Consider the following 13,519-nt stretch of genomic DNA (forward strand, 5'->3'; position numbering starts at 1 on the left):
TGTCTCCGATTGAATATCGAAAACATACCGACCAGATGATCGCTTAATATTTACTCCAACTTTTGGGGTTCACTTCAGAACCTGCTTAATCACTTTTTTGTTTAGACATTTTGTTCAAATGAAAGTTCAATTAAATATTTATCATGATGTGTCAGATACACGGTTGTTACCCAGACGTCCATATAGTCAGGGATGGAATGATCTAATTTATCGTTAAAGTAATCTAATAAATCACCGTGTTTTGAAACGAAATCATCAGTGAGACGATTAACAGTTAGTTTATCTGGTAAAAAATAAATATCAGCATCAGCTACTTTGACGCTTCCTGGTATGACGAGGGTTATTGAATTAGTATAGGTCAAGCGTGAAAAGAAAACGTCTTCTGGATGTCGTCTGACATAAGATAAGACGAAGAATATAGAATCTGAATTACTAGCCATAAGTGACACTCCCCATCTAAATGATTTACTTCATTATACCAATTTAAACGAAAATGTTTTGATTTATTTTATTATAGTCGTAGACAGACTAAATTTAAAAATATATTTTAGGTTTTTACTTAGGTAAAATCTTAATGGTAGCGTATACTTGAAGGTACAAATATAAACCATTTTATGGAGGTGCAGGCGATGAAGACAGTTCATTTTTATTTAGTAAGACATGGTCAAACACGATTGAACAGATTAAAGAGGCTACAAGGCGTGACTAATTCTCGTCTGACACACAAGGGGCGAGAGGCAGCTAGAAATTTGGGAACACAATTAAAAGATGTCTATTTTGAAGCCGTGTACACAAGTGACTTAAAACGAACGCAAGATACTGCGGACTTTATTCTTGAAAAGCATGACTCTTCGTTTGAATTTCAACCATTAAGAGGACTTCGAGAAGTCGATTTTGGTCGACTAGAAGAGATGAAAAATAAAGATTTAATTCCAATGCTTGTTAAAAAATTTGGTTTTTTTAAAGTGAGTCAGGCCGTTTTAGGGCATAATCGCTTTAGAAACTTAGTAAATATGTTCGCAGAGCTTGAAGGAACTAGCCAAGCTGAAACATATGATAAGATGACTAGTCGAATAATTGATACATTAACGGATATTGGGAATCAGTACCAGACGCAGGGAGGAAATATTTTAATTGTGTCTCATGGTCTTGTGTTATCAAGTTTTATCGACAGCTTAGAAAAAAATCAACTTCCAACGATGCTCTTGAAGAATGCTAGTGTTAGTAACGTTGATTTTAAAAAAGGTAAATTTACAATTGTGAAGATTAATCAAAAGGGGTGATTACGATTGCTATATCCTAAAACGATAAATAAAATTCGACAGTTAGTTAATGATGGTATTGTTCCTGGTGCTTCATATGGGGTTATCCATCATAATACAATTAGCAATCAAAACTATTTGGGATATTCGCAATTAGTCCCTGAAACTGAACAATTAGCTGACAATGCACTTTACGACGTTGCATCACTAACTAAAGTGATAGGAACAACAACTCTTATTTTAAAATTACAAGAAGAGGGTCGTTTGAATGTTGATGATTCCGTAAAAAAATACCTACCAAATTATCAGGACGAACGGGTGACTTTACGGCATATGTTGACGCATACGGCAGATTTTCAAGGGTATATTAAAAATCGAAATCAATTATCGGAACCAGATTTAAAACAAGCACTATTCGGACTAAGTAATGGTGAAAATCTTGGAAAAAAAGTTATTTATAGTGATATCGGACTAATTTTTTTAGGATATATTATTGAAAGTATTTTAAAAATTCCTGTTCAGCAAGCATTGCAGCAAGAAGTCTTAAATCCCTTAGGATTAACTGATAGTACTTTTAGTCCAAATATCTCAAGAAGTGTTCCAACTGAGATTATTCCTGACTTAGGTCTTTTAAAGGGTATTGTTCATGACCCCAAAGCACGGATTTTAAAAGAACATTGTGGATCGGCAGGGTTATTTTCCACTGTATCCGACTTATTACGATTTATGCAGTGGTTTATGTCAGATGGTCCTGAACGTCCAGTATTACGGCCGGAGACGACGCAAATGTTATTCTCAGATCAAACACCTACAAGAAGCTTGGGTCGTTCACTTGGCTGGGATCTTCGTGGAGATGGCGATTGCTTATCTGTCTATCATACTGGTTATACAGGAACATTTATAATAATGGATCAATCCATGCAAGACGGGTTGGTTGTCTTAACGAATAGGGTACATCCGACGAGTGATAATAGTCTCTATTTGGTAAAACGAGATGAAATTATAGAAAGCTTTTTAACGGAAAAAGCTGGATTGTAACCGATTAACATTCAAAAATGTAACCGCTTATGATAAAATAAACCAATAATATGTTTAACGAAGGAGAGAGCAACTAATGACAGAACCTTTATTCTTAAAACCTGTATTACAAGAAAAAATTTGGGGTGGTGATCATCTTAAAACGGTCTTTGGATATGATATTCCAAGTAATCATACTGGTGAACTTTGGGCTATTTCCGCACACTCACATGGCCCAAGTACTGTTTTGAATGGTCCATTTGCTGGCAAAACATTGAATGAAGTCTGGGATTCAAATCGTGAAGTTTTTGGTAATGCTAAAGGGGATGTTTTTCCACTTCTAACTAAAATTTTAGATGCTAATCAAGATTTATCAGTTCAAGTACATCCGGATGATACTTATGCAATGCAACATGAGCATGAACTTGGTAAAACAGAATGTTGGTATGTTATTTCAGCCGAACCTGGGGCAGAACTTATTTATGGGCACCATGCTAAAACACGTGAAGAATTAGCGGAAATGATTCATGACGAAAGATGGGATGATTTATTTACGCATGTACCTGTTAAAGCGGGAGATTTCTTTTATGTTCCTAGTGGTACAATTCATGCCATTGGTTCTGGTGTGATGGTCCTTGAAACGCAACAAAGTAGTGATACAACATATCGTGTTTACGATTTTGACCGTGTGGATGCAACAACGGGTAAGAAGCGTGACTTGCATATTCAACAATCGATTGATGTTACTAATGTGCCTAATAAAGTTCCTGAACTCGATATTCAAACAAAAATGGTCGGGGATGCCAAAGTAACAACCTTTGTTAAAACACCATTCTTTAGTGTTTATGAATGGTTGATTTCAAACGGATCAGCAAATTTTAAAAGAACAGTCGCACCTTATACTCTTGTTTCAGTTTTAAAAGGTGAAGGTCAGATTAAAGTCGATGATAAAATATATGATTTAAAAATGGGTATGCATTTTATTTTACCAAACGAAGTTAAAGAATGGACAATTACAGGTGATATGCAAATTATTGCATCAGAACCTGGAGAAAAAGCATAAAAAAATAAAGATTCAAACAATAATATACTATTGTTTGAATCTTTATTTTTTTACTAAAATGTTGGTTCGATAACGAGTGCTTCTTGTTGACTAAAATCAACATCTGGATATTTACGATGCAACGCAAGCAGTAGTAGACGTTTAGCTAATTCACCATTTCTTGTTAAGATTGGGCCATGGAAATATGAACCAAAAACGTTTTTGTAAATGACACCTTCTGAAGCATCACTACCATTATTACCTTTACCTTTTAACACTTTACCAAGTGGTCGTTCATCTTTACCGAGGAAGGTCATCCCGTTATGATTTTCAAAACCATGGTAAGTTTCACCGGTATCTTCATTTTGAATCGTAATATCTCCGATAAAACGATTGTCATCTTGTGTCTCTGTATAATGACTCATTGCACCAATGCCAGGAATTTTTTCACCATCAGCACCGACATAATATTGACCAAGTAATTGGTAACCGCCACAAATTGCGAGGAGGGGACCGTTATCTTCAATATAGTCGGTTAAGGCCTCTTTTTTGTCTTGAATATCTTTTGAGACAATTTTTTGTTCGAAATCTTGTCCACCACCAAAGAAAGTTAAGTCAAAATGATCTTTGTCAAAAGGTTGATCTAAACTGATGACTTCAGTTTGTAAGTCAGTATCCATTTGCTTGGCATAATATTCTAACACCAATAGGTTACCAACATCACCATAAGTATTTAATAAGTCACCATATAAATGGGCGACGTTTAAATGATATTTTGCCATTATTACATGCCCTCCTTGATATAACCATCATTAGCGAGTGATTTACGTAACTGTAAAACAGCTGTATAAGTGGCTAAAACGTAAATATGTTTTGTGGGGAAGGTTTTAAGTTGTTCGATAACTTTAGCAATGTCAGGTTCTTTAATTAATTGTTCATCTTTGACACCAGCGACCTTAAAACGGAATGAAACATCTTTATAACGTTCACCACCCGTCATGAATTGAGGAATGTTCATTTGTGTTAATTGTTCGAAATTCCCATCCCAAATCCAACTGGTATCAATACCATCTGCGTAATTTGCATTTAATAAGAAGGCCAACGAGAATGGTTCTGTATCTGTTGCAATCATATCTAGTACCTGATCGAGGCCAACTGGATTTTTAACTAAAACTAAGGTAATGTCTTTGTCTTCAACATGGATGACTTCTTGTCGACCAAAGACTTGCTCATCGTCTTCACTTAATGTATTACTAATTGTTGCAGGACCAACATTGAAGACACGACCAACTGCATAAGCAGCAAGGGCGTTGTAGATGTTATATAAACCGCCGACATGAATTTCCATGGGTTGTCCATCAACTATAAAGTGAGATGATGTGGGTGTTTGTTCTAAAAGTGATGTTAATTGGTAGTCTAATTTTGGACGACTAAAATGACAGTTTGGACAATAATATTTCCCGAGATTAGCATACGTACGGGTTTTATAATGTAAGATATGTTGACAAACTGGACAAAGAATCCCATCAGTATTCGTAGGTGCTAAACTTTCTGTTTCCTCTTCATGATTAAAACCGTAGAAAACAAAAGGATTTGGTAATTCAATTGAATGGAAAATGGGTGCATCACCATTTGCAATAATTGTTGCATTGGGTGCTAATTTAATCCCATCAATAATTTTTTTGTAAGTTGTATAAATTTCACCGTAGCGGTCCATTTGATCACGGAAAATATTTGTTAGAACAAATGCTTTAGGCGTGATGTATTGGGTTACTTTAATGACATTTGCTTCATCAACCTCAAGAACAGCAAGAGGACGCTCATTTTTTTTGCGCTTATCCGTTAGAAATGCTGTGATAATACCTTGTTCCATATTTGATCCAGCAGAGTTTGTTAAGATATGGTCATATTTAGCACCTAAAACCTTAACTGTTAAGGCGGTTGTTAAGGTTTTACCGTTGGTTCCAGTGATGACAATAACGTCATAATTAGCACCTAATGTTTTTAAAATTTCTGGATCTAACGCGGCAGTTATTTTGCCGGGTAGAGAGCTACCACCTTTTAGAAAGGTGTGCAAAAACCAATATGATGATTTCCCTGCGACAGTTGCTATTGAGCTTTTTATCGTCATTAAAATATCCTCCGTTTACAGAAAATTGACTACATAGGATAGAATCCACGTCATAGCCTACTTTACTGAATTTATATTATGTCTATAATAGCATAATTACAAAATTCTACATATAAAATGCCTAATATTAAGAAAAAATTTTTATTTAATGAAATCCAAGCTTAAATCGGATATACTTAAAGACGGAAATCTGAAAAACAGAAGAGGTTTATTATGGCGCAATTATTTTTTAAATACGGTGCAATGAATAGTGGTAAGACAATTGAAATCTTAAAAGTTGCGCATAATTATGAAGAACAAAATAAATCAGTTATTATTTTAACAAGTGGTGTGGATGACAGGGATGGTGTTGGATTTGTTTCAAGTCGAATTGGATTGAAACGTGAGGCGACACCTATTTTTGAAGAAACAAATGTCTTTGATTTAGTTCAACAGACTAATTCAAATGCTGCTTGTGTTTTAATAGACGAATCACAATTTCTAAAACAAGCACATATTATTCAATTAGCTAAAATTGTGGATGAATTAAATATTCCAGTTATGGCTTTTGGGTTAAAGAATGATTTTAAAAACGAATTGTTTGAAGGATCAAAATATTTATTATTATATGCTGACAAGATTGAAGAAATGAAAACAATTTGCTGGTTTTGTCATAAAAAGGCCATCATGAATTTACGTATTCATGATGGTAAACCTGTATATGCTGGCGAACAAATTTTAATAGGTGGTAATGAAGATTATTATCCAGTATGTCGTAAACATTATAACAATCCGTTGATGACACAATTACAATAATCAGATAGACTAGAAAGATAAAGAATTAAGAGGAGACAATATAAAATGGATGAAATGTATGATCAATTACAATCAGTTGATGATCGCTATGAAGAATTAGGCGAATTATTGTCTGATCCTGAGATTATTTCAAATAATAATCGGTTTATGGAATTATCAAAAGAAATGGCAAGTATCCGCGAAACAGTTGAGAAATATCGCCAATATAAAGTTGTTGTTCAAGAACTTGCAGATGCTGAAGAAATGCTAGGCGAAAATTTAGATTCTGAAATGGCTGAAATGGCTAAAGAAGAATTATCTGACGCAAAGAAAGCAAAAGCAGCTTTAGAAGAAGAAATTAAGGTACTATTAATTCCTAAGGATCCTAATGATGATAAAAATATTATCATGGAAATTCACGGCGCTGCCGGTGGGGATGAAGCTAGTTTATTTGCTGCAGATTTATTCTCAATGTATTCTAAATACGCTGAGAAGCAAGGTTGGACTGTTGAAATTGTGGATAAAAATGTGACTGAAGTCGGTGGTTTTAAAGAAATTGTCCTGTTGATTAATGGTGATAGTGTCTTTTCTAAGCTGAAATATGAAAGTGGTGCACATCGAGTTCAACGAATTCCATCAACAGAATCAGCTGGACGTGTGCATACTTCTACTGCAACAGTAGGTGTTATGCCTGAAGCAGAAGATGTTGAAATTGAAATTGATGCAAAAGATATTAGAACGGATGTTTATCGTTCTTCTGGTGCCGGTGGACAACATGTTAATAAGACATCATCTGCTGTCCGAATGACCCATTTACCAACAAACATTGTTGTAGCTATGCAAGATGAACGTTCACAACAACAAAATCGTGAAAAAGCTATGAAAATTTTGAAGGCTCGAGTTTATGATTTCTATTCACAACAAGAACAAAGTGCTTACAATGAAAATAGAAAATCAGCTGTTGGATCAGGGGACCGTTCAGAACGAATTAGAACTTATAATTTCCCTCAAAATCGTGTGACTGATCATCGAATTGGATTATCATTGAATAAATTAGATCGTGTTATGAATGGTGAACTTGAAGAAGTAATCGATTCATTGATTTTATATGATCAAACACAAAAAATGGAAAAGTTGCAAGAAAATGACTAATCCAACCTACTATGAAGCCTTGAAATGGGCTTCTTTGTGTATAGAGGAACATAAGTTAGAAGTTGAAAGTGGTCAGTGGTTATTATTAGAGCGACTAAGCTGGTCAACGACTGATTTATTAATGAATTATCAAACAAAAATGCCAAAAAATGAGTGGCAACAATATCAGATAGATATTCAGCAATTTTGTGATGGAATGCCGGCACAATACATTATTGGTCATGCCTACTTTTTTGGTATGCAATTGAAAGTGACCGAAGCAACCCTTATTCCGAGACCTGAGACGGAAGAATTGGTAGAATGGATGTTGGAGACATTGCCTGCTAATGAGAAGTTGGTAATTGCTGATATTGGAACCGGTTCTGGAGCAATTGCGATTGCTTTAAAACAACAGCGACCAAATTGGCAAATCTTTGCAAGTGATATTTCTAAAGAAGCAATTACGGTTGCCAAAAAAAATGCACAAGCACAGCAAGTTGATGTAACATTTTTGATTGGAGATTTAACAGAACCTATTCATGAATTGAAAGTGGATGTCATCGTGTCTAATCCACCATACATTGCCGAAAATGAGCGAGATGTGATGGATAAAAGTGTGATTGAACATGAACCGCAAGTCGCATTATTTGCAGCTGAAAATGGTCTAATCTTGTATCGAAGAATGATAGAAGAGGTGGCTCGCTTCACGCAAAAACCAAGAGATATTTTCTTTGAAATAGGGTATCAACAAGAAAACGCCGTGATAAAGATGTTAACAAACGCATTTGAAAATGCAGTTTTAATAGAAGGAAAAAAAGATAGTTTTGATAATCAAAGAATGATTCACGCAAAATTATAAAAGGGGTGTTGAGTTAATGGAAACAATTATTTATCAACCTAATGAAATAGAAACTGCTGCAGAGTTATTAAAGCAAGGACAATTGATCGCATTCCCAACTGAAACAGTGTACGGATTGGGTGCCGATGCGACAAATGAAGAGGCAGTCAAACAAGTGTATGCTGCAAAAGGTCGACCAAGTGATAATCCACTAATCGTACACGTTGCCGATGTAGAGACAGTTCGGGAATATGCACAACCACTTACTGCCAATGTGGAAAAGTTAATTAAAACATTTTGGCCGGGTTCATTGACGCTTATCCTTAAATTAAAAGCAGGAGCTCTTTCAAAGACTGTTACAGGCGGTTTAGAAACTGCAGCCTTTAGAATGCCAGATAACAAAGTTACATTAGATTTTATTATTAAGTCGGGCGTTCCAATTGTTGGCCCTTCAGCTAATACTTCAGGTAAACCTAGTCCAACAATGGCAGAACATGTTGCTCATGATTTGAATGGTAAAATTGCTGGTATCATTGATGATGGGCAAACAAAAGTAGGGGTGGAGTCAACTGTCTTAGACATGAGTACAGATGAACCAACAATTTTGAGACCTGGAGCAGTTACTCAGTCACAAATTGAGGATGTAATTGGACACGTTAGTGATGATACACATGAAGTTGCCGAAGGAGAAACGCCAAAAGCACCTGGGATGAAGTATCGACATTATGCACCAAGAGCACAAGTTGTGATTGTTGATTCAACACAAAATTGGTCAGATATTTTAGACTGGGTCGCTAAACAAGATATTGCAATCGGATTAATGGCAAAAGAAGGTCAAATTGATACGGATCAGATACCTAAGAATAGTGGCTATTCTTCTTTAGGAAAAACAATTGAATCAGCAAGCCAATCACTTTTTGACGGTTTACGCTACTTCGATGACAACCCTAATGTTCAAATGATTTTAGTTGAAGGGTTTGATAAAAAGGGATTGGGTGTTGCTTACATGAACCGTCTTGAAAAAGCAGCAAGTAGCCAAAATATTGTTGAACTTATGGATGCTGAAAAAGTGAAATATAAACAACAGGATAAAGAATTGTGGGATGCAATCGCTCATGAAGAAAAACGCCAAGAGGACAATATTGAATTAATTGCGTCTGAAAATATCGTTTCTGATGCTGTACGTGCTGCACAAGGTAGCGTGTTAACCAATAAGTATGCTGAAGGGTATCCTAATAAGCGTTACTACGGTGGTTGTGAGTATATTGATGTAGTTGAACAATTAGCTATTGATCGTGCTAAGGCACTATTCCATGCTGAATATGCCAATGTACAACCACATTCTGGTTCACAAGCTAATATGGCCGTTTACCAGGCATTTTTAGAACCTCAAGATAAGATTTTAGGAATGAAATTAAACGATGGTGGACATTTAACGCATGGTTCACCAGTAAATTTCTCAGGTGAATTGTACAATTTTGTTAGTTATGGTGTTGATTCTAAAACAGAACGTTTAAATTATGATGCTATTCGAGAGATAGCACTTAAAGAAAAACCTAAAATGATTATTGCTGGAGCCTCAGCTTATAGTCGAATGATCGACTTTACAAAATTTAGAGCAATCGCTGATGAAGTTGGCGCCTATTTAATGGTAGATATGGCTCATATTGCTGGTCTTGTAGCTACTGGACTGCATCCAAATCCCGTAGATGTAGCTGATGTTGTTACGACAACAACGCATAAAACGTTACGTGGCCCTCGTGGTGGAATGATTCTTGCTAAAGAAAAATATGCTAAAAAACTAAACTCGGCAGTTTTCCCTGGTACACAGGGTGGCCCACTTGAACACGTAATTGCTGGGAAAGCGGCAGCATTCTATGAGGCAGCGCAACCAGCATTTACGGCGTATATGTATCAAGTTGTTCAGAATTCACAAGCAATGGCTGGCGTATTTGCACAGTCAGATTTAGTGAGAGTTATTTCTGGTGGAACTGATAATCACTTAATGAACTTAGATGTAACACCTTCTGGGTTAAATGGAAAAGAAGTTCAAAACTTATTAGATCGTGTTCATATTACTGTGAATAAAAATACAATTCCAAATGAATCATTGAGCCCATTTAAAACGTCTGGAATTCGAATTGGAACGCCAGCAATTTCTACTCGTGGGTTTGACAGCGAAGACGTAAAAGTGATTGCAATTCTAATTCTATACGCAATTCAATTTCACGATGATGACGATAAATTAGCCGAAATTGGTTCGCAAGTTTTAGCATTATCTAAAAAGCATCCTATTTCACAAATTAAATACGTTTAAGACTAGTATTTTAGGTAATAATTCGCTAAAATAGAATAGACTAAATTTAAGGGAGTGTTTCGTAATGGGCAAATTTCAAGTGATGGACCATCCGTTAATTCAACACAAATTAACGATTATACGTGATAAGAACTGTGGTACAAAAGAATTTAGAGAAGTTGTTAATGAAATTGCTGAACTAATGGTATATGATGTTTCTCGCGATTTTGCTTTAGAAGATGTTATCGTTGAAACACCTATGGGTAAAACAACACAAAAAACATTGGCTGGTAAGAAAATTGCTATTATTCCTATTTTAAGAGCTGGTTTAGGGATGGTTGATGGTATTTTGGAATTATTACCAGCAGCTAAAGTTGGACATATTGGTATGTACCGTGATGAAACAACATTCCAACCAACAGAATATTTTGTAAAAATGCCTGAAGATATTGCTAGTCGTGATCTTCTTGTAGTAGACCCAATGCTTGCTACTGGTGGTTCTGCTATTATGGCAGTTGATGCATTGAAGAAGCGCGGCGCAAAGACAATTAAGTTTGTTTGTCTTGTTGCGGCTCCAGAAGGTGTTGCAGCTTTACGTGAAAAACATCCTGATATTGATATTTATACAGCAGCACTTGATGATCACTTGAATGAAGATGGCTACATTGTCCCAGGTTTGGGCGATGCAGGTGATCGATTGTTTGGTACGAAATAAATTAAATGAATGGCCCTTAGAATGCTTATGCGTAAGCCGTCTAGGTGTCATTTTTTTTAATGTGAAAAAAAACTCAAAATAAGTCAGAATTTCTTTTGTATTTTATTTCAATTGGTGGTATGATTTCTTTTGTAATTGGAGAATATTTATAAAGTTATTCTCTTTAATTTATACCGTTTTATACGGTCAAATAAAAGTTTGGAAAGAGGTGAAATTCTGTGGATGGAGATGCTTTCGTTGTGAATTTTTATGGCCTACCTTTCAATATTACGAATGTCGTTTCCGGTTTACTTGCATGTGTGATTGTCGCGATGATAGCTATTGTATTATCGAGAAGACTGACCATGAAACCGACTGGTAGACAAAATGTTTTGGAATGGCTCATTGATTTCACCAATGGGATTGTTAAAAGCGCAATGCCAGGAAAAGAAGGTAAGAAGTTTAATTTATTAGCATTTACGTTATTCTTATTTATCTTTGTATCTAACCAAATGGGTTTATTTTTACAAATAGGTTTTGGCGACAAGACGTTGATTAAAAGTCCAACGTCGAGTCCGCTAACGACACTAACGTTTGCATTTTTGATTCTGCTATTATCACATTTTATGGGTGTTATTCAATTCGGATTTAAGGGATATATTAAAAATTCCTATTTGAGTCCAGTTGCATTTCTTTTACCTATTAACTTGATTGAAGAATTTACAAATTTGCTAACATTAGCTCTTCGTTTGTACGGAAACATTTACGCTGGGGAAGTATTATTAACGTTAATTGGTGGTGCAGTTTCTATGGGCCCATTAATGACTATCGTGGCTTTACCAGTTGAAATGATCTGGCAAGGATTCTCTCTGTTTATCGGAAGTATCCAAGCTTACGTATTCGTAACATTGTCAATGGTTTATATCGGTGGAAAAGTACAAAAAGAATAAAACAAGATATCTAAGGAGGAAACAATTATTATGGGATTATTAGCAGCAGGTATTGCAGCTGGTTTAGCCGCTGTCGCAACAGGTATTGGTAATGGTTTAGTTATTTCTAAAACAATCGAAGGTATGGCTCGCCAACCAGAATTATCTGGTCAATTACGTTCAACAATGTTTATTGGTGTTGGTTTGATTGAAGCCGTTCCTATTATTGCTATCGTTATTTCATTCTTATTGATGGCTAAATAATTTTTGAAATTAAGTTTGATTCTTCGTTGATACAACGAAATATATTAATTTTAAAAAGGAGGTGTCAATAGATGTTTTCAGATTTAGTTTTCGGTGCAGTTGGTAATTTTCAAACTGGTGATTTCTTATTCTATATTATTTCGTTTGTTATTTTGATGTTAATCATCAAACACTTTGCATGGGGTCCTGTCACAAAAATGATGAGTGACCGTGCAGATAAAATTGCAAATGATTTAGATTCTGCTGAAGATTCAAGAAAAAAAGCCGATATTTTGGCAACTGAACGACAAGACCAATTAGATAATTCACGTCAAGAAGCATCTGAAATTGTTAGTCGTGCAAAAGATAACGGTAAAAAGCAACATGATGATATCGTTTCTGGAGCTCAAGATGAAGCAACGACGTTGAAACAAAATGCTGTTAAAGATATTGAACAAGAACGCCAAGAAGTATTGAGTAGCGTTCAAAGTGATGTCGCTGAATTATCTATTGAAATTGCTTCTAAGATTATTCAAAAAGAATTAAATGAGAATGATCAAAAAAACTTAATCAATTCTTATATTGAAGGGTTGGTAAAGTAAAATGAAATTAGATAAGGCAACCGTTGCCAATCGTTACGGTGAAGCCATCTTTGAAATTGCTGATGAACAAGGTAATATTGTTGCCTTTTCTGAAGAATTAGAGGAAGTTAGACAAGTTTTTCTTGCTAATCCACAATTGAGTGAAGTGCTTGTTGATGCACGTCTTAATTTGTTAGAAAAGCAAGACCTTGTTAAGGTCTTACTCAAAGATGCATCTCCAATTATTGCAAACGTTATCCAAATGGTCTTTGATTATGGTCGAATGGGTGATATGGTTGGAATAATTGAAGAATTCGAACGATTATGCGATGTTAAAGAAAAAATTGTACATGCAACCGTTACAACTGCAATTGAGCTTGATGATAGTCAATTAACGAAATTATCAAGTAAGTTTGCAGAAAGAATCGGTGCAAATAAGATAGTATTTAACAATATTATTGATGAAAAAATTATTGGTGGCGTTATTATTGAAGCCAATAATCAGATTTTTGATGGATCAATTTCATCAAAAATCAACAAAGTAAAACGATTATTAGCGGAGTAACATATTAAAGTAGTTA

At 35.2% G+C, this 13,519-nt stretch carries 15 protein-coding genes and 1 pseudogene; 13 read left to right on the forward strand and 3 right to left on the reverse strand.

The window, feature by feature from the left end; all coding sequences use genetic code 11:
* Positions 1–101 precede the first annotated feature (101 nt).
* Complete coding sequence (locus AC1RPK_RS05170) at positions 102–440, reverse strand: hypothetical protein (RefSeq protein WP_481761632.1); 339 nt, start codon at positions 438–440, stop codon at positions 102–104.
* Positions 441–629: 189 nt separating this feature from the next.
* On the opposite strand from AC1RPK_RS05170, the gene AC1RPK_RS05175 reads away from it, so the two are divergent.
* From AC1RPK_RS05175 to manA, 3 genes are all read left to right on the forward strand, one after another.
* Complete coding sequence (locus AC1RPK_RS05175) at positions 630–1,283, forward strand: histidine phosphatase family protein (RefSeq protein ID WP_409022293.1); 654 nt, start codon at positions 630–632, stop codon at positions 1,281–1,283.
* A 6-nt stretch (positions 1,284–1,289) separates the two neighbouring features.
* Positions 1,290–2,300, forward strand: coding sequence for a serine hydrolase domain-containing protein (locus AC1RPK_RS05180; RefSeq protein WP_481761633.1), 1,011 nt, complete (start codon positions 1,290–1,292; stop codon positions 2,298–2,300).
* Between the two features lie 76 nt (positions 2,301–2,376).
* Positions 2,377–3,342, forward strand: coding sequence for a mannose-6-phosphate isomerase, class I (manA, locus tag AC1RPK_RS05185; protein WP_481761634.1), 966 nt, complete (start codon positions 2,377–2,379; stop codon positions 3,340–3,342).
* Positions 3,343–3,395: 53 nt separating this feature from the next.
* Here manA and AC1RPK_RS05190 read toward each other — a convergent pair whose 3' ends face one another.
* Both AC1RPK_RS05190 and AC1RPK_RS05195 read right to left on the reverse strand, forming a co-directional pair.
* Positions 3,396–4,103, reverse strand: a complete 708-nt coding sequence (locus AC1RPK_RS05190; RefSeq protein WP_409022296.1) for a type 1 glutamine amidotransferase — start codon at positions 4,101–4,103, stop codon at positions 3,396–3,398.
* A 2-nt stretch (positions 4,104–4,105) separates the two neighbouring features.
* The gene (locus AC1RPK_RS05195; RefSeq protein WP_481761635.1) at positions 4,106–5,452 is read right to left on the reverse strand and encodes a MurT ligase domain-containing protein; all 1,347 of its coding nucleotides are present in this window, start codon (positions 5,450–5,452) and stop codon (positions 4,106–4,108) included.
* Between the two features lie 213 nt (positions 5,453–5,665).
* Here AC1RPK_RS05195 and AC1RPK_RS05200 point away from each other — a divergent pair, with 213 nt between their 5' ends.
* The 10 genes and pseudogenes from AC1RPK_RS05200 (at position 5,666) to atpH (ending at position 13,503) form a co-directional block, all read left to right on the forward strand.
* Positions 5,666–6,247, forward strand: a complete 582-nt coding sequence (locus AC1RPK_RS05200; RefSeq protein ID WP_409022298.1) for a thymidine kinase — start codon at positions 5,666–5,668, stop codon at positions 6,245–6,247.
* A 45-nt stretch (positions 6,248–6,292) separates the two neighbouring features.
* A complete protein-coding gene (prfA, locus tag AC1RPK_RS05205) occupies positions 6,293–7,378 on the forward strand; it encodes a peptide chain release factor 1 (RefSeq protein WP_409022299.1) in 1,086 nt (361 codons plus the stop codon).
* Positions 7,371–8,216 carry a peptide chain release factor N(5)-glutamine methyltransferase gene (prmC, locus tag AC1RPK_RS05210; RefSeq protein ID WP_481761636.1) on the forward strand — a complete coding sequence of 282 codons (846 nt, stop codon included), beginning with the start codon at positions 7,371–7,373 and terminating at the stop codon, positions 8,214–8,216. The genes prfA and prmC overlap by 8 nt, the downstream gene beginning before the upstream one ends.
* Before the next feature lie 16 nt (positions 8,217–8,232).
* Positions 8,233–9,216, forward strand: a pseudogene (locus tag AC1RPK_RS05215) (L-threonylcarbamoyladenylate synthase); the annotation flags it as partial.
* A 33-nt stretch (positions 9,217–9,249) separates the two neighbouring features.
* Entirely contained in the window at positions 9,250–10,512 is a 1,263-nt protein-coding gene (gene glyA, locus AC1RPK_RS05220; RefSeq protein ID WP_481761720.1) for a serine hydroxymethyltransferase, read from the forward strand.
* Positions 10,513–10,576: 64 nt separating this feature from the next.
* Entirely contained in the window at positions 10,577–11,206 is a 630-nt protein-coding gene (gene upp, locus AC1RPK_RS05225; RefSeq protein WP_409022301.1) for a uracil phosphoribosyltransferase, read from the forward strand.
* 218 nt (positions 11,207–11,424) lie between these two features.
* A complete protein-coding gene (gene atpB, locus AC1RPK_RS05230; RefSeq protein WP_409022302.1) occupies positions 11,425–12,135 on the forward strand; it encodes a F0F1 ATP synthase subunit A in 711 nt (236 codons plus the stop codon).
* A gap of 30 nt (positions 12,136–12,165) precedes the next feature.
* A complete protein-coding gene (atpE, locus tag AC1RPK_RS05235; protein ID WP_409022303.1) occupies positions 12,166–12,378 on the forward strand; it encodes a F0F1 ATP synthase subunit C in 213 nt (70 codons plus the stop codon).
* A 71-nt stretch (positions 12,379–12,449) separates the two neighbouring features.
* Positions 12,450–12,959, forward strand: coding sequence for a F0F1 ATP synthase subunit B (atpF, locus tag AC1RPK_RS05240; protein ID WP_409022304.1), 510 nt, complete (start codon positions 12,450–12,452; stop codon positions 12,957–12,959).
* 1 nt (position 12,960) lies between these two features.
* A complete protein-coding gene (gene atpH / locus AC1RPK_RS05245; RefSeq protein WP_481761637.1) occupies positions 12,961–13,503 on the forward strand; it encodes an ATP synthase F1 subunit delta in 543 nt (180 codons plus the stop codon).
* Positions 13,504–13,519 lie beyond the last annotated feature (16 nt).

This window comes from Dellaglioa sp. CoH-55-MRSF-6 (assembly GCF_056782215.1).